This window comes from Tenacibaculum insulae, assembly GCF_964512435.1.
GTDB lineage: Bacteria > Bacteroidota > Bacteroidia > Flavobacteriales > Flavobacteriaceae > Polaribacter > Polaribacter insulae_A.
In genome coordinates this window covers 95,757-114,682 of the sequence record NZ_OZ208512.1, presented here as the reverse complement: position 1 = coordinate 114,682, position 18,926 = coordinate 95,757, and the positions used below count along the sequence as shown (strand labels likewise).

At 30.5% G+C, this 18,926-nt stretch carries 14 protein-coding genes and 1 other RNA gene; 5 read left to right on the top strand and 10 right to left on the bottom strand.

The window, feature by feature from the left end; translation table 11 throughout:
* Positions 1 to 149: 149 nt before the first annotated feature.
* The 6 genes from ACN5J5_RS00455 to ACN5J5_RS00430 form a co-directional block, all read right to left on the bottom strand.
* Positions 150 to 1,331, bottom strand: a complete 1,182-nt coding sequence (locus ACN5J5_RS00455; RefSeq protein WP_418645404.1) for an MvaI/BcnI restriction endonuclease family protein — start codon at positions 1,329 to 1,331, stop codon at positions 150 to 152.
* Complete coding sequence (locus tag ACN5J5_RS00450; protein ID WP_418645403.1) at positions 1,328 to 3,535, bottom strand: DNA cytosine methyltransferase; 2,208 nt, start codon at positions 3,533 to 3,535, stop codon at positions 1,328 to 1,330. Before ACN5J5_RS00450 ends, ACN5J5_RS00455 begins: the two co-directional genes overlap by 4 nt.
* Before the next feature lie 291 nt (positions 3,536 to 3,826).
* Positions 3,827 to 5,011: a tyrosine-type recombinase/integrase gene (locus ACN5J5_RS00445; RefSeq protein WP_418645402.1), complete on the bottom strand. Its 1,185-nt coding sequence runs from the start codon at positions 5,009 to 5,011 to the stop codon at positions 3,827 to 3,829.
* A 60-nt stretch (positions 5,012 to 5,071) separates the two neighbouring features.
* A complete protein-coding gene (locus ACN5J5_RS00440) occupies positions 5,072 to 6,535 on the bottom strand; it encodes a transglycosylase SLT domain-containing protein (protein ID WP_418645401.1) in 1,464 nt (487 codons plus the stop codon).
* An 80-nt stretch (positions 6,536 to 6,615) separates the two neighbouring features.
* Positions 6,616 to 9,060, bottom strand: coding sequence for a TonB-dependent receptor (locus tag ACN5J5_RS00435; protein ID WP_418645400.1), 2,445 nt, complete (start codon positions 9,058 to 9,060; stop codon positions 6,616 to 6,618).
* Positions 9,061 to 9,073: 13 nt separating this feature from the next.
* Positions 9,074 to 10,765, bottom strand: a complete 1,692-nt coding sequence (locus ACN5J5_RS00430) for a M23 family metallopeptidase (RefSeq protein ID WP_418645399.1) — start codon at positions 10,763 to 10,765, stop codon at positions 9,074 to 9,076.
* A 148-nt stretch (positions 10,766 to 10,913) separates the two neighbouring features.
* On the opposite strand from ACN5J5_RS00430, the gene ACN5J5_RS00425 reads away from it, so the two are divergent.
* From ACN5J5_RS00425 to rny, 4 genes are all read left to right on the top strand, one after another.
* Positions 10,914 to 11,204: a hypothetical protein gene (locus ACN5J5_RS00425; RefSeq protein WP_418645398.1), complete on the top strand. Its 291-nt coding sequence runs from the start codon at positions 10,914 to 10,916 to the stop codon at positions 11,202 to 11,204.
* Positions 11,205 to 11,216: 12 nt separating this feature from the next.
* Entirely contained in the window at positions 11,217 to 11,504 is a 288-nt protein-coding gene (locus ACN5J5_RS00420; RefSeq protein WP_418645397.1) for a cell division protein ZapA, read from the top strand.
* Positions 11,505 to 11,558: 54 nt separating this feature from the next.
* Positions 11,559 to 11,668, top strand: a non-coding RNA gene (ssrS, locus tag ACN5J5_RS00415) — 6S RNA.
* A gap of 48 nt (positions 11,669 to 11,716) precedes the next feature.
* On the top strand, positions 11,717 to 13,282 hold the full coding sequence (gene rny / locus ACN5J5_RS00410; protein ID WP_418645396.1) for a ribonuclease Y: 1,566 nt from the start codon (positions 11,717 to 11,719) through the stop codon (positions 13,280 to 13,282).
* 135 nt (positions 13,283 to 13,417) lie between these two features.
* On the opposite strand, the gene ACN5J5_RS00405 is transcribed toward rny, so the two are convergent.
* The gene (locus ACN5J5_RS00405; protein ID WP_418645395.1) at positions 13,418 to 14,146 is read right to left on the bottom strand and encodes a hypothetical protein; all 729 of its coding nucleotides are present in this window, start codon (positions 14,144 to 14,146) and stop codon (positions 13,418 to 13,420) included.
* Positions 14,147 to 14,374: 228 nt separating this feature from the next.
* Here ACN5J5_RS00405 and ACN5J5_RS00400 point away from each other — a divergent pair, with 228 nt between their 5' ends.
* Complete coding sequence (locus ACN5J5_RS00400) at positions 14,375 to 14,869, top strand: DinB family protein (RefSeq protein ID WP_418645394.1); 495 nt, start codon at positions 14,375 to 14,377, stop codon at positions 14,867 to 14,869.
* A gap of 2 nt (positions 14,870 to 14,871) precedes the next feature.
* Here ACN5J5_RS00400 and ACN5J5_RS00395 read toward each other — a convergent pair whose 3' ends face one another.
* From ACN5J5_RS00395 to ACN5J5_RS00385, 3 genes are all read right to left on the bottom strand, one after another.
* Positions 14,872 to 16,044 carry a gliding motility-associated C-terminal domain-containing protein gene (locus ACN5J5_RS00395; RefSeq protein WP_418645393.1) on the bottom strand — a complete coding sequence of 391 codons (1,173 nt, stop codon included), beginning with the start codon at positions 16,042 to 16,044 and terminating at the stop codon, positions 14,872 to 14,874.
* Positions 16,045 to 16,350: 306 nt separating this feature from the next.
* The gene (locus ACN5J5_RS00390; RefSeq protein WP_418645392.1) at positions 16,351 to 17,862 is read right to left on the bottom strand and encodes a hypothetical protein; all 1,512 of its coding nucleotides are present in this window, start codon (positions 17,860 to 17,862) and stop codon (positions 16,351 to 16,353) included.
* 273 nt (positions 17,863 to 18,135) lie between these two features.
* Complete coding sequence (locus ACN5J5_RS00385; protein WP_418645391.1) at positions 18,136 to 18,909, bottom strand: hypothetical protein; 774 nt, start codon at positions 18,907 to 18,909, stop codon at positions 18,136 to 18,138.
* Positions 18,910 to 18,926 lie beyond the last annotated feature (17 nt).

Below are 18,926 nucleotides of genomic sequence, written 5' to 3'. Positions count from 1 at the left end.
AAAACCGCTATTTTTTATATACGTTGTTACCTGGCTGGCGTTTTTCCGCAAACTTGCTAGCGTTGGCAAAGACATACTCTTTTACAGTTTTGGTGCAGCGTGGATGGCGCGACTGGAAATGTGTATGGCTTTCAGTGTTGGCAATTCCACTATACCATTAAATCATAACTTTCACTTGGTGGAAATAGCAATTCAATTCCTTTTGGTTTGATTTTAAAAAGCGGACCTTTTTCGACAACTTTCCCTTTCGAGTTTCGCTTAATTAAATGGTCAAGCGTTATAATTCCTTGTTCAATTAGTAAATCAAATTGAGATGTAATGGGCTTTTTTGTATGCTCAACCAACTTATATTGAAAATGTTCTCGGTCATTTATTCTTGTACTTTCAGCTTCTACCCAAAACGTTTCTTTATGTTTAGATTTTAGTCTGTTGTGAAGTTTGTCTAATGTCCAAACCACAAAATCGCCAACTTCTGGTTTGTCAGAGTTTTCAATTAATTGCTTTATGTCGCTATCAATTCTTAAATTCAAGCCTTGTGAATTTCTTGTAATGGCTGAAACTGTGCAATAAAGCTTAAAATCTTCATCACGTTCGTAGCCAAAGTTATCGAGAATTTCCGCTGAACTTTTAAACTTGCTCAATTTCCAATCTGGAACTTGTGCAAACAAATTTTTTCGATTCGTTCTACTATTTCTGAACGATTTAAGCTCAATTCCTTTATAATCTGGTTGTTTGGAAGAATTAATATCTATTCCGAGTGCAGTTTCAAGTGTTCGACCTACAGAAGTGTCAGCATCAACCATTGAAGGAATTGGACCAGCATTTGCAATTTTTCTCAACATTGTTAAAAGCTCAAATGCAACTTCATTTTCTGTCGTACTGATTGCATTAATTAGTTCCTGAAATGGATTTAGAATAGAAGAATAAATTAATTCTTTGATATCTAATTTTGTCAAGTTAAAAACTTGAAAACTATCGTTGTAAAAAGTGATTCCAATAATATCATTTGGGTCAGCAACTTTTGTTAAACCATAAAACCAAATTCTTGGGTCTCCTTTTTTAGTTGAAGGACGATATAGAGATGCTTTTGATTTTATAATCTTAAAACCAGTATGAATAATTGCTGGAATCATTACTTTGCTCTCTGTACCTTGATTCTGCAACTCATAATCGTGAATATTCTCACTTTTCAAATAACTACGAACAGAACCAGTCGCATCCATAATGGATTTTTTTAATCCGGTTTCGGTTGGCTCAATTAAAGTAAGAGAAACTTGGTTTTTGGTCAGTAATTTTATTTTTTCTTGTTCCGCGTTAGTAAGTTTTCTCACTTGATATGTTTTAAAATTTCACTTGCTACTGCTCGTGCTAATAAAGGTGGTACAGCATTTCCCACTAAAGTGTATTGCGGTACTTCTGTTTTTCTATTATTTCCTCCTGTTGAGCGTTTTCCTTGAAATACAAAAGAGTCGTCAAAAGATTGTAATCGTGCCATTTCTCTAACTGTTAAAGACCTTGGCGAATTATAATGAATATAATCATCTGCAATAGTCATTATTGTAGAGCTTTGTTCGTCTGGTTTTAAAACATTATAGTTTCTTTTGTTCGTAGAAAGATTTAATTTCTCAAGTTCTGGTTGTGCTTTTTTATAATTACCATTTTTTAAAATCACACCAAGCCTTTCAATAACGGTTTCGTTCTGATTACTTGTTTTGTGATTGTTAAGTATGTCGAAGTATTTTTCTCCGTTTTCTAAACCTTCTGTGTTCTTTACGTAAAAAGGTTTTGTTTGAGGTTTAAAACGGTCAATTAATCTACCTTTTTTTGACCATTCTGCAAAGGACTTTCCTCCTTTTGAAATTGGTTTCCCATCAATTTTTCTTTTCTTTAAAAGTTTAGCCATTTTCTTTGCAGTACCATTGTATTGAGTTGAAATGTCAACTAATTCGTATCTGTGAGCTTCTTGATTATTACCTATAAAATCTAAATCGTACAAAGCTTCAAAAATGGTTACTTTTTCTGCTTCAGTAACTGTTGCTGGTATTTCAGAAATATATTTCTGGTCTTTACGACAACCAATAAAAAGTACTCTTTCTCTGTTTTGTGGAACACCGTAATTTGATGCGTTAGCAACAAAAGGTTGTTCTATTTTATAAAGTCTAATACTTTCAAGAATTGTTTCTAATTCCTGTTTTTGTGTTTTATTACAATGAGTTTTTAATATCTCAATTGACTCGTCAAAAGAAGTGGTGTAAATTTTCAATGCAGTAATAATATCTTCACAATCTTTTTTATAGTTGGCAGGAACTTTTAAATTTTTAAATGAATTCTCGATTTTTGAAATAATATTTTCAGAGCCAATTTCTGTAAGGAAGTCAGTAAAAGCAGTTGTAAAATTATCACTATCAATATTACAAAAGTCTTTCTCTTTAATAATATCACGCTTTAATTTATCCCATTCTTTGGTTCGTGCTAAAAGATTAAAACCGTGACGGATTGTGTTTATGTTTTCGTCTGTTTTACTGGTTTTGTAGTCTGCAATTTTTGGTGTTATCTTTTTAAATCTGTTTTCTACAAAGTTGATGAAATCAGCTTTTCCATTTTCTTTGTCTTTCTCCAGTAGCTTTTCGATTTCAACTCTTTTAATTATTGTATCGAAAAGAAATGAATTTGATACTTTACTGACTTTTTTTATAAATGAAATTAATTGAGGAATTTCTTTAGTGTCAACAATAGAGTTGATTTCTTGAAGAATTAACTCTTTTATTTTACCACCTTCTTTAGTCAAAATGCCTTTTACATTTTCCATCACAAAGTATTTAGGTTGTAAAACCTTAATGACTTCTAAATAATGAGAAAATAGGTCGTCTTTTTTGTCGAATTTTTTTCTCTTTCCTGCAAGACTAAAACTTTGACAAGGTGGTCCACCACAGACAACATCTATTTGACGACCGTCAATTTTTTCTAATAAATTGTCTAAAAAGTCTGGTTCAGTAATATCTTGTTTTAAAAATTCAGCATCTAAACCTAATTGATGATTGTAGCGAACAACGTGAGTTAACTCACAGTTTTCGTTGATATCGTTAGCCACAATAAAATCAAAGAATTTATTGTTATGTTCAGCTTGTAAAAATCCTTCGCTAAAACCACCTGCTCCAGCAAATAAATCAACAAAAGTAAACGGTTTCCCGTAAAGTGAAACTTGTTCTTTTACAATGTTCACATTACTATTTTCTTTGTAGTTTTCTATGTGTTCATTTAAAAGGCTTTTAACTTCGTCTTGGATAAAAGTCTTTTTGTTGGAATGGTGTAGAAGTTCGTCAGCTCTTTCTCTTAAGAAATCCAAATAATGATTTATTTCACGAGATTCTGTAGTCAAGCCAATCGCTTTTTGTTTGGATTTGTCAAATTTTTTAGGTTCTATTTTTTGACCTATCGAAACTTTAACTTGACTTCCATTACAGTTTATTCGTAGATGAATTGGTGCAAACCCTTTTTTGTCAGGTTTGTCTAAATAAAAATTAATTGTTGCCATAATTATTCACGGACGTTTTTACGTACACGGACAAATTTACGGACATTTTTTGTAATTTCTAATTTAATTCTACTTTTTGTTCGGATTATGCGTTGGAAAAAGGCAAGCTCTTTTTATTTTGTGAGGCACGAGCAAAATAAAATGTGCTTGACTGTGCGGCTGGTTTTCGCTTGCAGGTAACTGGTTATATAGAGAATATAATTCTCCTTTGTTAATTTATTTTCCGGATAAAAGGAGGTTTTATTCCTTTTTACCGATTTGTAATGTGTGAAAATAATTATTTTTTTTGATTTATATTCTATGCTCATTCAAAAATTTAGTTGGTAAAGGTTCTTTTTGTAAATTGTTTAAAATAGTGTCTAACGGACTCTTTATTTCTAATAAATCTTTTTTAGCAATATGAGTGTAAATCATTGTTGTTTCTGGTTTTGCATGTCCTAATAATTCTTGTATGTGTCTTAATCCAATACCATTTTCTAATAAATGCGTAGCGTAACTGTGTCGTAAAGTATGCGGAGTAACTCGTTTTTTTATTTTTGCTAAATGGGTAGAGGTGTGTAAAAATTTACGAATACTACTTTCAGAGTACCTTGTTCCTTTTGGCCCTTCAACAAAATAATTTTTGGGCACATAAGTGTTTAAATAATTTTGTAATAAGGGTAAAAAGCTATCAGCTAAAATAACATATCTGTCTTTTCTTCCTTTTCCGTTTTGTACAAATAATTGACGTCTGCTAACATCAATATGTTGTAATTTTAAGTTTACTAATTCGCCAATTCGTAATCCAGCTGAATATAATAAAGCTAAAATAGCACGATGTTTAAGGTTTTTGGTAACTTGTAAAAGAGTTATAATTTCTTCTTGCGATAAAACTGAAGGTAAAATTTTAGAGCGTTTGGGCCTTTCTAAAGCAAGTGAATTTATATTGCTTGTTGGGTAAAAAATAATGAATAATTTTAAAGCGCTAATAAATTGTCGTTGTGAGCTAATGCTGTATTTTCGAGCAACAAAAACGGCTTCTATAAATAACTCTACACTTCGGTTGGTAAGTTTTTCTATGGGGGTTGGTTGTATAAAATCTATAAAATCAGCAATAAATGTAAAATAGGTCATTATAGTACTTTGACTATACCTTTTGCCGCGTAAATATTTTACGTAACTTCTTATAATTTCTTTATTTTCGTTAGTAATGGTACGTTCGGTTTTGATACCTCTTTGATATATTTTTTTTGATATAGATGGATGTATTTTTAATGTAGCAAAATCTTGTAATACATTTTGAATTTCTGTATAAGAATTTATTGTATACGGACAAATCCAACCATGTAAAGTTTTACTCCAAGTAAATTTTTTTAAACTTCGGATGCGATTAATTATCACATCATTATATGGAAACAGTAATAATAAAACAATTTGTTTTTTATGAATCGTTTTTCGTAATACAACGGTAGTTTTATTTATATTTTTTGTTTTCATAGCCTTTCAAAAATACGAAAAAAAAAGCTAAAAATGAAGATGATAATTTTTTAAAACATCTTAAAGTGAGTCTTTTAAAGAAATATTTTTGTAGAGGTTATAACGATCGTAAATTTCCTCAACATATTTTACAGGTTCAATTCCATGTACATAACCGTACTTAATTTCGGGTTTAGAATAGTGTTTTCTATGAGTTAATTTTAACATTGATTTTTCAACATGGTCATTCCAAACATGGTAGTTACCGCCTTCTAATTTTGTAAGTCTTACGGCATCATTAACATGTCCAAAACCAGCATTATAACTTGCCAAGGTAAACTTTATTCGGTCATCAGGATCAGGAATGTGTTTCCAACGTTTCCAAAGTGATAATAAATACGAAGTTCCGCCATGTAAACTTTGTTCAGGGTCGGCTGTGTTTGTAATTCCTAATTCTCTTGCGGTTGCAGGCATTATTTGCATTAATCCATGTGCTTTTGCCCAACTTTTTGCATGTGGATTAAATCTTGATTCTTGAAAAACTTGACTAGCAAGCAACTCCCAACTCCAAGGTAATTTTTCGGCATGCTTTTTTATTAAATTATCATACGGACTAATATTACCGGTGGTATTTAAATAATAATCACTTTCAATTCGATGTGTTATAGAGCGTTTGTTTTTGTAATATTTGTTATAAATTACATAATAATCGCTGTGTTTTTTCATTTTATGAATCCACTTATTTAAACGACTTTGTAATTGTTTCGCATTTTTACGAAGTACCCACGATGCTTTTTGAGAAAAACTTATTGGGGTAGATACATGTAAATCTTTATAATGATACGAATGCATTTCGGCAAGTGTATTTTGGGCAATGGTATATTTAATTTCTTTAGAGTTTACTTTACTAATTAAATGATCGTTTGAAAGATTTTCATCAACAGTATTTAAATGAATTACACCTCCAATTTCTTCCATAAGATTTTGTAATCTTAATAAATAAACTGAGTTAAGCCTTACTGTAACTGTATCGTTTATTAGTTGAATAGGGTCGTGCACCAAGTTTTTATCTATATCGTGTAACTTCATTTTTCGCCAATTATCTGGCTTTCGTTGTACTAAAACTTGTTTGGTAAGGTATAAATAATCAGAAAAACCAAATATTTCTTTTCTTTCAAAAGTTTCTATTAATCCGTGGGCAATAACATCTCCTTTACCAGTATTTAACCATTCTCCTAATTCTTCAAAATTTTTGGCAACAATAATTTCTAATTCTACCCCTAAATCATCGGCAAAACTTTTTAAAAGTTCGTATTCAAAACCCATAGATTCTCCTTTGTAAACGAAAAAACTGGTAGGGCCGCTAATTAAGATACCTCGTAAAACACCTCTTTTTTTTATGGCTTCTAAATCAAACGAAATAGGGTTTGAGTAAACATGTTCGTGATATGTATGTTCGTTAATTACAACAGGTGTTTCTTGTGTAGAACTGCAAGCCGAAAAAATTGAAAAAGCAAGTGTAAAAAGTACAGTTTGAAATTTCATAAAGAGTGGTTTTTATAGGTTGATTTGTGCTAAATATATAAGTTTTTGGTTAATAAAGGAACAGAATATTTAGTTTTTATCTAAAATTGCATGCCAATTTTAAAGTTTAAAACCCTTCCTGTCATGTAGTTTGGTATTCCGTATTGTTGTTTGCTATAAGCATCACGAACCCAAGTATTGGTTATAGAATTTCGAATATCAAAAATATTAAATAACTCTAAACCGGCAGTTAATTCTTTAAAATTAGCTAAAAAGCCTGTTTTTTGTGTTTTGCTAACATCAGTGAAAATATAAGATATACCAACATCGGCACGTTTGTAATCGTTTAATCTATTTTGATAATCGTACACGTTTGCATACGATGGTGAGCCACCTGGTAAACCGGTATTATAAGCAAGGTTTAAGTAAGCTTTTAAAGCTGGAATGTTGGGAACATAATCTTGAAATAAAATTCCGAATTTTAAACGTTGATCGGTAGGTCTTGCAATATAGCCTTGGTTGTTAATGTTTTCCTCGGTTTTTAAATATCCGAAGCTAACCCAACTATCGTTACCAGGAACAAACTCGCCGTTTAAACGAACATCTAATCCGTAGGCATAAGCATTGGTTACGTTATCTGCTCGATATCGAATACGAACATTATCTACCGAATACGAATTTACATCCGATAAATCTTTGTAATACAACTCGGTAGTTAATTTAAAAGGGCGTTGCCACATGGTAAAACTATAATCGTTACCTGCAACGAAATGAATGGATTTTTGCGCTTTTACCTTCGGATGAATTCTACCATTATAATCTCGTAGTTCTTTGTATGATGGAGGTTGTGAATACCATCCGCCAGAAATTCTAAAAAGCATGTCTTTATCCCAGTCTGGTTTTATCGCAAATTGTGCTCTCGGACTAAATGTAAATTGATTTTTAGAGTTTAAATTCGCTGTTTTTACACTCCAATTATGAGCTCGAATTCCAAAATTCATCCAAATTTGATGGTTCTTCCAGTTTGTTTTTCTGCTAAATTGTAAAAAACTTGTAATTCGATTAATATCTACGTCGTTTTCGGCTCTTATATTCTGAAAAGGTTCGATATCGCCAGTAAAAGGTTGGTAAGGTTGATTGTTACTTGTGTGATGCGAAGGACGAACAGAAAATCCTAAAGAATCGATTATTTCCCATTCTCGAATGCGATCTTTTATATTTTCTGATTGATATTTTACACCTGCTTTCCATTCGTTTTTTCCGTCTTTTAAAGTGGCTTTAAATTGAATGTTGCTAATTAAAGCATCTAAATCGTTACGAGCGTGATTTATTTGCGATCCTATGCCTTGCGAAAAAGTAACATCGCCAAAATTTTCAGAACCTAAATTACTATCAACTTCGCCTAAATTATAAGAAGCCGCAATATCAAAATATTCTTCTTCTTGAGTGTTAAAAGACGAAATTGTTCCGGTTATTTTTAAATTATCCGTTATTTGATAATCGGTAGAAAAAGCACCAAAAAGTGTTTTAAACTGATCTTTTTCTTGTCCTTGATAATAAACTATTAACTCTAACGGATTTGCAATGGTTCCGAAACGTGTTTTTCTGGTTAAAGGCTCGTAATTATAGTTGTTTAACGAAAAATTACTTAAAAAATTAAATGTAAGTTTTTTGTTTTGTTTATAAGTTAACAGCGTTTGCACATCTGTAAAAGTTGGTTTAAAGTTAACTTCTGTTTGTTTACTATTTACAAATAAACTATTGTCGCGGTAACGAATACCAACGATAGCACTTAATTTATTGTTTAAAAAAGTGTCTTCAATTGTAAAACTTCCGCCTAATAAACTCAGGTTTATTTTAGCGTTAAAATTGGTTGGTTTTCGGTAAGTAATATCTAAAACCGAAGAAAGTTTATCACCGTACTTAGCTTGAAATCCGCCTGCGGAAAAATTAATATTTTGAACCATTTGCGGATTGATAAAGCTTAAGCCTTCTTGTTGCCCAGATCGTATTAAAAACGGACGATAGACTTCAATACCGTTTACATACACTAAATTTTCATCAAAATTACCACCACGTACATTGTATTGTGTGCTTAACTCGTTATTGTTGCTAACCCCAGGTAAAGTCATTAAAATATTTTCTACACCTGCATTGGCACCTAGTATATTTTTAACTTTTTGCGTTTTTATTTTGGTAATACCCTGAGCTTCTTTTTTTTGATTTTTTACTATAACTTCTTCTAATTCTTGTGTTTTAAACTTAAAAGTAGGGGAGTAGTTAAACACTTTTTTACCGCGAGATGTAAATTTTTTAACAATAGTTTTATACGCAACATGAGTAAAGGTAACTGCTACTGTTTTACGCATTGGTATGGTAAATGTATAGTTTCCGTTAACATCAGTAATGGTTCCTTTTGATAGATAAGAAATAGCAACTCCTTCAATAGGAGTATTAAATTTATTGGTAATAATTCCTTTTACAATTACTGTTTTTTGAGCAAAAATAAGTGAAGGGAATAATAGTAAAAGAAGTAGTTTTTTCAATGAGTTTGTTTATTTACTTTTTAAAAAATGTAGCTGTACTAGTTTTAATATTACCAACATTATCAGCAACTACAAGTTTAAAAAGATGTTTGCTACCTACCAATTTTTTATCGTTAAAATTATAAGTTAGTATTCCTTTTTTATGATTGTATTCCATTAAAATCCAATTACCATCTATAGTTGCACGGTAATTTTTTATACCAGAGCCTTTGTCTTTAATTTTAACTTTTAAGGTTTTGTTTTTTGATATCCATTGTTTGTCTTTAAAATTATAAAGACTTATTGTGGGTTTACTAGTATCGTAAAGTAATGTATAGTTGCCTAAAAGCTTTGTTGTGGTATATACTTTGTTTATTTTTTTTCGTGTACTTGTATATCTAGGATATTTAGAGTTGGTAACATTGGCAATATATACTTGTTGTTTTTGCTTATCATTTAAAAATGAAGTTTCAAAAGTTAAGGTGTATCTTTTATCTAACGGAATAGTAGGGTTGTGAACTTTTACAATTCCTTCGTTGATAGAAAAATCGATAAAACAATCTTCATAAAACGTGTTTTTAGGAAAAGCGACTGTTACATTATTTAGACTAAATTTTTGAAAATTTTTAGCTACAATTTTAAACTTAGTAGTGTCCTTTTCTTTAAAAACCAAGTTACTTTCTACACCTCTAACCGGTATTTTAATGGTAGAAGTATTGTTTTTTAAATCTTTGGCAATAATTTCTACATTATAACTGGCTCCGTTTTCAATAACAATTTTACCGTTATTTACTAAATCTTCGTATAATTTTAAGCGGTTTGCAGCTACTTTATGTGTTTTTTGTATTTTGCTTCTGTAGGTTTTATAATGTTTATAATCTATTAATAAGTTAATGTATTTACTTTCTGCAAACGAAAAAGTTTCAACATCGTGGTAATAAAATCGACTACCATTTACTTTCATCTCTAAACTATAAATTCCGTTTTTATTTAAAGCTTCATCTAATCTATCAAAAACACTAATTCCAAAACCAATAATACCGCTGGCAGTAATATTTTCGCTGATGTAATTATTTTTGCTAATTTCTTTAAAAGAAAGGACAGATTTTAAACTAGAGTTATTAATTCTTGATTGTTCGTTTAAAGGATACGCAATTAGCTTTTTTATACTAGGAGCTTTACTGTCTTTTGGATTGATGCCAAAAAGCAACGGGTTTATAATTTTTTCGGTTTTAGTATCTCTAATTTCATAATGTAAATGCGGACCACCAGAACCACCTGTATCGCCAGTATAACCAATAAGTTGCCCTTTTTTTATAGGGAATTTATTTTGCTCAGGAAATAGGTTTCCAGTATGATAGTTCTCTTTTTTATATTGAATACCTTTAACGTATTTTTGAATGTTTTTTTCAAATTTTTTAAGGTGTGCATATACTGTTGTATATCCGTTAGGATGCTTAATGTACATTGCCTTACCAAAACCATATTGCGATACTTTTATGCGAGAAACATAGCCGTTTGCTGGCGCGTAAATAGGAATACCTTGTTTACCTAAAGTTTTTATATCTATACCAGAATGAAAATGATTGCTACGTAATTCACCAAAAGTACCTGATAAAATAATCGGAATTTTTAAAGGCGAAGAAAAGTAGTTTTTTGGATATTGCTTTTGTGCATTCCCTAAATAAAAAAAGAATAGAAAAATGGTGGAAAAATAAAATTTCAAAATTATAGCTGTTTTAAACAAAAATACTAAAAATATACTAAAAAGATAGCAGCTTAAGAATCAGTAATTTGGTAAAAAACACTAAAAGAGTTGCGATTTAAAATCTATATTAATAACTTTGTAAATATAGTTTTATTCTCAAAAATAAATGAGTAACCCTTTAGAAGCAATTCATTTACTGGAAGATAAGTTAAAAGATTTACTGTTAAAGTATGATTTTTTAAAAGAAGAAAACCAAGTATTGCTTCAAAATAATGCAAAATTACACGTTTTATTACAAGAGAAAGCGCAAGAATTAAATAAAAAGCAAGAAGAATATAAATTGCTTAAAATTGCTAAAACTATAGAAGGCAGTAACGAAAATACACGAGAAACAAAACTCAAAATAAATACATTAGTTCGAGAGATTGATAAATGCATTGCTCTTTTGAATTCATAAAAAGTTCTTTACATGGCAAAAATAAAAGTTAATGTAGTAATTGCAGGAAGAACGTATCCGCTAAGTGTTAACAACACTGATGAAGAACAAGGAATGCGTACGGCAGCAAAAAATATTAACGATTTAATTGCTAAGTTTGAACAAAATTATGCGGTAGCAGATAAACAAGATGTATTGGCAATGTGCGCATTGCAATTTGCATCAAAATCAGAAATAGTATCTTTAACAAATACTAAAGAAACTACCGAAGTAATAAATAAAATAAATGAATTAACTAACTTGTTAGATAAGCATTTATAACGTTCTTTAAAATACATATTAATATACTGCCTACATTAGTACATTGTTTGTTAAACTCAACACTATTTATTTAGAAAGGATGAGTCTTGGTTAGTAAAGCACGCCGATTTTTATGTCGGATCCTTGATAAGCCAGTTAGTCCTAAACCTGTTTTTACGGAGTTTATAAAAACCTATTAATGTAGGCTTTTTTTATACAATTAAATTAAAATTATGGATGGAATATTATTTCCTGTGTTAGCAGGAATTATAGGGGTAGCAATAGGATTTTTTATTGCTAAAATGTTAGAAAAATCGAATGCCAATAAGTTAATTCAAGAAACTAAAAAAGAGGCAAGAAATATTGTAAAAGAAGCAAAGGTTGAAGCAGATGCAATAAAAAAAGATAAAATATTACAAGCCAAAGAAAAGTTTATCGAATTAAAATCTGAGCACGAAAAAGTGATTTTATCTCGTGAAAAAAAGATGTCTGATGTTGAAAAGAGAATTAGAGATAAAGAAAGTCAGGTTTCATCTGAGTTAGATAGAAATAAAAAATTAAACAAATCTGTTGAAAAGAAAGAAGCAGATTTTGATTATAAATTAGATTTTTTAGATAAAAAAGAAACTGAAATAGAAAAACTACACAAGCGTCATGTTGATATGCTTGAGCAAATTTCTGGTTTTTCTGCTGAAGATGCTAAAAAAGAATTAGTAACTTCATTAAAAGATGAGGCTAAGGCAGACGCAATGTCGTTTGTGCAAGATACGGTTGAAGAAGCTAAAATGACGGCGCAACAAGAAGCTCGTAAGGTTGTTTTAAATACAATACAAAGAGTAGGAGTGGAGCAAGCTGTTGAAAACTGTGTATCTGTATTTAATTTAGAGTCTGATGATGTTAAAGGGCGTATTATTGGTCGTGAAGGACGTAATATTCGTGCTTTAGAAGCGGCAACGGGTGTTGAAATTATTGTAGATGATACACCAGAAGCAATTATTTTATCTTGTTTTGATCCTGTTCGTAGAGAAATTGCTCGTTTATCAATGCACAAGTTGGTAACTGATGGAAGAATTCACCCAGCAAGAATTGAAGAGGTTGTTAAGAAAACCGAAAAGCAAATTGGTCAAGAAATTATTGAAGTTGGTAAACGTACGGTTATCGACTTAGGTATTCATGGATTACATCCTGAATTAATAAAAACCGTAGGTCGTATGAAATATCGTTCATCATACGGACAAAATTTATTACAACACTCGCGCGAAGTTGCCAATCTTTGTGGTATCATGGCTGCAGAAATGGGCTTAAATGCAAAAGCAGCTAAACGTGCTGGTTTATTACATGATATTGGTAAGGTGCCAGAAACAGAAAGTGAATTACCACATGCTTTATTAGGAATGCAATGGGCAGAAAAATATGGTGAAAAAGCAGATGTTTGTAACGCTATTGGTGCTCACCACGACGAAATAGAAATGAAGAGTTTATTATCGCCAATTGTACAAGTTTGTGATGCTATTTCTGGCGCAAGACCTGGTGCTCGCCGTCAAGTATTAGATTCTTATATTCAGCGATTAAAAGATTTAGAAGATATTGCTTTTGGATTTAATGGAGTGCAAAAAGCTTACGCAATACAAGCAGGTAGAGAGTTGCGTGTAATGGTTGAAAGCGCTAAGGTAAATGATACTAAAGCAGCAGAGTTATCTTTTAATATTTCTCAGAAAATACAAAACGATATGACGTATCCGGGGCAGGTAAAAGTAACTGTGATTCGCGAAACAAGAGCTGTAAACGTAGCTAAATAATAGTATTTTAATACAATAAAAAAGCCTCATCATTTATGATGAGGCTTTTTGTTTTAAACACTTTTTAATAAGTGTGGCACCTGTTAACCTAAATTAAGTGAGTACTCGAGTGAATATTTTAGATCCTTTTTTAGGTTATCTATTTCTTCTCGATTTTCCTTTTTGCTCTGGAATAATTCTTTTTTTAGTATGTTTTTTAACGTAGTTTTTACTTTTACGTCTTTTTAAAATTTTACCATATTTACCTGTTTTTGCGTTTGGTTTAACCTTGTAATAAAAGTAATTACGATCTTCTTTATATTTACGGTAGTTTTGTTTAAAAGCTCTTTTATAAAAATAAGCGTCGCTATAATTAAAAATACGACCAAGGTTAACATCAATGTTTATGGTATTGTTATAATAGTTGTTATTTTCACAATAATCATTTTGTTTTACGTTTCCAAAAAACCTTGGATTATTCCATCTATCATATTTAATTTTTAAATTACCTACTTTAATTAATTTTCCGAATCTGTAATCAATATAAACACCACCAATTCGTTTTACATTTCCGTTACGATTATAATTAATAAAAGTATTTCCAACTCGCTTTATACGTCCTATATAATCTCGTTCAATGCGAATATTTTTATTAATTTTAACACGTTTCCCATTATAATCTACATATTTGGTGTTTTTATAATGTGTATTAAAATCAAAATCTCCATTTAAAAAAATGTGAAATTTAATGTTTTTTTCAACAAAGGTAACAGCATCGTTATAACGATTTGTAACCCCAATTTTATTTGTTGTATTGTTTATGTTTTTAGCATTTGTAGTTGCTAATGTCATAATTGCTAATAATAAAAGTATCCCTTTTTTCATAATTGATAAATTTAGGGTTATGCTTACTCTATATGCTTTTCGGCTTCCGCAGTTATAAGTTAATTTTCAAAGAGTGTGCCAAAAATATTTTTTGATAATTTTTAGATAAAAAAATAATTGTAATTACTTGTTTGTTAGTTGGTTATTTGTTTTTTATCCGCCAGTTTATTTTTACAAGTAAAAAAAGCTATATTTATACGACTTACTCTTAATATAATACTTTAAATAATGATAGACGCTATTGATAAAAACTTACAAAGAGGAGTTAACTTACTAAAATCTATTTCTGATGAGCAATATAGTAACAGTTCTGTTGGGCCGTATTATTCAAGTATAGGCGCAAATATGCGTCATGTTTTAGATGTTTTTACGTGTGTTTTTAATGGATTAGATAAAAAAGTAGTTGATTTTTCTGATAGAGAAAGAAATCAGTTAGCTGAAGAACAAACTGAATACGGAATTGAATATTTTAATGAAGTATTAACAAAACTACATTGTTTAAAAGCAACCGATTTTAATACAATTATTTCAGTAAAAGATGATTTAGGAACTGGTATGATTACCGTTAATTATACTTTAAGTAGTGCTTTAGTGCAAGCGCATAGCCATGCAATACATCATTTTGCAATGATTGGTTTTATAGTACATCAATTAGGAATCGCATTACCTGATGCTGATTTTGGTTACAATCCTACAACACCTAAAAAGGTAATGATTGATTAAAATTATCTATGAATATATACCCAACCTTTTTTGGTTTGTGGTAATAGTTTAGGGTCATCGCCTAAGTTTAAAACGTAAAAATAAGTTCCGTCTGGTAGTTTGTCTTGTTTTTTATAAGTAGCTCTACCATTAGAGCTTCCGTTCCAATTATTTTTATAATCATCAGTTTGAAAAACTATGTTTCCCCAACGATTAAAAATAGTTAAGTTGTTGTTTGTAAATTGATTTACTTCATCAAAAACTAAAAATTCATTATCGCTATCTCCATTTGGCGATATTAAAATATTATTATTGCTATCTTCGTTTGTAATAGCATCATCAAAAATAGTTCCTATGGTTATTACTTCGTATTGGTTTGGTACAAATACCGCAGAGGTAATTTCTCCTTTATTTAAATTTCCAGTAACATTTAAAACATTTAGATTTACCCATTTATTTTCGGCAATACTCCAACCAACTACGGTTAAAAGTGCTATGTTATCAGTAATTGCAGCAATATTACTTCTATTGTCCCAAGTTAAAGTTGTTCTTGTTTCTTTGTCACCATTTAAATCCCAAAATTCAACATCGTTAATATTTTCTAACATTACTTGTTTTTGATCTGTTAAAAAAGAAGTTGCAAAAGTGGTCGGGAAATTAGGGTCTTCGTAAAAATAAGCGCCTTTAAAAGTGTTGTATCTACTTTGATTGCTAATTCTCATTGGGCGAAAAAAATCTCCATCACCAATAGGGAAGGTGAAGTCACTACTCGCAGTTCCTTTTATAGATGCATATCCGTTAACATGTCTTATATCATCTTCACCAGCATAGATGTTATAATCTATAAAATCAAGTGAAATGTTAATGTCGTTTCTAGGAGTAATAACGGTTCCATTTATAAAATCTAAATCGTTTCTTACGCCTAATGAATTTTTAAGTTCTAAATTATTTACAGCGTCAATTTCTACATCAAAAAAAGTAATACGGTTTGCACCAGAAATAATGCGAGTTTCAGTATCAGCATAAAAGCCAGCAAAACCTGTGTAGTTATCTAACATTCCATTATTTACTACATCTACATGAAAACCAACTTGTGCTTCATTGTGTAATTGTATATTACCTGAATTTTGAAATGCTGTTTGTGATAGTATTGATAATGGCATAAATATAACCATTAAATATTTGTTTAATTTCATAGATACCCCGCGTATTTATAATTTTAAAATATTTATTATGACTTTAAAATTTTTTATATCTGTATTCTGTTAATTAGATCATGAGTTTTTTGAATTTTATTATGACCTTACCCTCCCAAAGGTAGTTTGTTGTTTATTATCAATTATTTATATTTAGATGAGTTGCAAAGAACTATCGACTAATGGTATATTTTTAAGGTTTTTTTTTAATTTTATAAATAAGTAGTTGTTATATTTTAATAATTATTAAACATTATACTTTATTTTCTTAGTGATGCTAAATAAAAAATTATTTCAATTAGTTTTTTAAAAATCTAAAATGGTAAACATGAATTCCCTATTTGCAGGGGTTCCAAAATAAAATTTAATTTCAACATCAAATCTATTGTTCTGTTGGTTATAGTAATTTATAACATAATATCTATTGTTGCTATTATGCCTAAGAACGGTTAGTTGTATATTATAATTAGTATCAGGCATGTTAACAGGAAAGTTAACCCTATATCTTCCATTTCCTCCTAATTTTGTTACAGTATACCCTGGGGTTATTTTTATTACAGCACCATCAGCGGCAATTTTACCCATTGCCTTTATAGGTGAATTGTAATACACTCCTCCGTTAGCTCCTGTAGTTATTTGGTTGTCGGTTTCTACGGCTAATAATTGTTTTTTTTCAACGACTCCTGTAGCTGTAGTTGTTAAGATTTCGTTATTAGTGGTTACGGTTGTAATATTTCTTACACGAAGTCTTCCATTTACATCTAAATATTCTGAAGGGGTGTCTGTGTTAATACCAACATGGCCTCCATTTTGTAAAAAGAGTCTATAATCAAGTACACCACTTTCAACAAAATTTAACCCATTAGCTAAAAGATTCCAGTGCCATTTGGGATCACCAAATTCATCTTCAAAAGCAAGTACGTCAACACCATTAGCACGAACAACTAGTGGATGATTATTAAAAGTAAGAGCTTGGTTTACTAATACTTGTCCTTTGGTTTCATGAATTTTTAATTTTTCAATATTACTAGTTCTTAACACTAAAGGTTGTGCATCTATTGTTCCTAAGAAATTAGCAGCTGTATTACCTGTATTACCAGTAATTAACCAATTATTTAAGGCAGCATTATCTATCCAATCAGTACCTGTAGCTGTTGAAGATAATATTTGACCATTTGTACCAACATCACCATTACTATCAGCATAAGTACCAGTTACCGATAGGTTTTGTGGAATGCTAATATTTTGAGATGCGTCTATTGATAGTGCATTTGTACCTGCAGTAGAAAAGCCTAGTTGATCTGCACCATCTCTATACATACCTGTATTAGAATCACTCGAAAATCGATAAGATGGTCTATTAGGTGTTCCATTAGCATTATTTATGTTAGTTGCTCTTATACCTCCTTGAACTGTTAATTTATTGTTACCCCCAAGAGGGTTTCCTATATTAAGCCTTTCATTAGTGTTATCCCAAAAAAACTGGCTGTTGTTCTCTGTTGGGTTGCCAAATAAATCAGCAAAAAATACAGAACCGGCTGTACCTGTATGTGTTGTATTATTTTTTATAACTTTCCAAGAAGTCCCGTCCCAAATTTCTACAGAATTAGGGTTAGGGTATTGGTCAAAATAAATATCACCAATTACCGCATCTGCATTAGCAGGTTTGTTAGCTGCTCCAGTAAAAACACGTGTGTTTTTTACCGTTTGTATAGTTCCTTTATTATCAATAACTCTAACTTCTTGTGCTTTTATTTTTAAAGTGATAAAAACAAAAAAAGTAAGTAGTATGTGTATGTGCTTGTTATATGGTGTCATTTTTTACGATATAAGTATTGCAGTTATTGATTAAGGGAACTTTATTTTAATGTTTTACTAAACTTTATATTTCAAGAAGTAGTTCTTCTGTCTTTAATTTAGTAAATAATTTTTTATGATAACTTAAAATTATAAAGTAATTATTCTAAATTATTGAACTGTAACAATGATTTTGACATGAATAAATTTAGATGTCAAGGTTATTATACATTGGTTCTATTAGAGAATAGAACCAATGCAGAAGTTAAAATAATGTTACGCATTTAAAAAAAACTATTTGATTGCATGTACTTCAATAATGTCATCATTATAAAGTTCCCAATCGTTAGGAGCTGTTGTGTTTTCTATTAAGAATACAAAAAACCTATCTGTACCAGCATCATCAACTGTTTTGATATTGTAATCAACTAAAGCTCTCAATTTAACACCATTTCTATATACTTGTATATTAGTTCTTGAAGCTTCAATATCAATTTCAATCCCAGTTGTAGCTGTAGCAGTATTGTCTTGTAAGTCAGCACTGTTAAGCGCTGTTACAGTAACTTCACTGTGGTCGGCTTGAACATTTAATAGGTCTGATAACTTTATTTTTTGGACAGCACCTGAAACTTCATTTCTCAATAAAACAGTAAAACCAGTTCCCGTTCCATGTATCGATCTATCAGAGGCATCAGTAGAAGCAGTAGTTGCGTCAGTAACTAACTCTAAACCGTCCAAAGCAAATTCGGCAGGGGTACCTCCAGCTCCACCAGTTGCACTAGCAGTTATATAAGTGTTATCTGTTAAAGTACCACCTAATTGCCATGTAGATACAATACCTCCATCTGGAGTTTGATCTGTTAATAAAGTCAATCCATTTTTTACTTGTAAATACTTTTTAGTACCCTTGTTGTCAATAACTCTAATTGTACCATTCAATTCAGAAGATTTTCCAACTTTTTCTACTGCAGTATATGTACCACTTGTTTGTTGTGCGCTAACAGTTCCTATGGTAAGTATACCAACAGCAACTAGTGCTAATTTAAATTTGTTTGTAATTGTTTTCATAAATAAATGATTGTTTT

Bases quoted from the DNA above. Each gene is read 5' to 3' on its own strand.
- ACN5J5_RS00450 (WP_418645403.1), bottom strand. From the start codon at position 3,535: ATGGCAACAATTAATTTTTATTTAGACAAACCTGACAAAAAAGGGTTT.
- ACN5J5_RS00445 (WP_418645402.1), bottom strand. From the start codon at position 5,011: ATGAAAACAAAAAATATAAATAAAACTACCGTTGTATTACGAAAAACG.
- ACN5J5_RS00440 (WP_418645401.1), bottom strand. From the start codon at position 6,535: ATGAAATTTCAAACTGTACTTTTTACACTTGCTTTTTCAATTTTTTCG.
- ACN5J5_RS00425 (WP_418645398.1), top strand. From the start codon at position 10,914: ATGAGTAACCCTTTAGAAGCAATTCATTTACTGGAAGATAAGTTAAAA.
- ACN5J5_RS00420 (WP_418645397.1), top strand. From the start codon at position 11,217: ATGGCAAAAATAAAAGTTAATGTAGTAATTGCAGGAAGAACGTATCCG.
- rny (WP_418645396.1), top strand. From the start codon at position 11,717: ATGGATGGAATATTATTTCCTGTGTTAGCAGGAATTATAGGGGTAGCA.
- ACN5J5_RS00405 (WP_418645395.1), bottom strand. From the start codon at position 14,146: ATGAAAAAAGGGATACTTTTATTATTAGCAATTATGACATTAGCAACT.
- ACN5J5_RS00400 (WP_418645394.1), top strand. From the start codon at position 14,375: ATGATAGACGCTATTGATAAAAACTTACAAAGAGGAGTTAACTTACTA.
- ACN5J5_RS00395 (WP_418645393.1), bottom strand. From the start codon at position 16,044: ATGAAATTAAACAAATATTTAATGGTTATATTTATGCCATTATCAATA.
- ACN5J5_RS00390 (WP_418645392.1), bottom strand. From the start codon at position 17,862: ATGACACCATATAACAAGCACATACACATACTACTTACTTTTTTTGTT.
- ACN5J5_RS00385 (WP_418645391.1), bottom strand. From the start codon at position 18,909: ATGAAAACAATTACAAACAAATTTAAATTAGCACTAGTTGCTGTTGGT.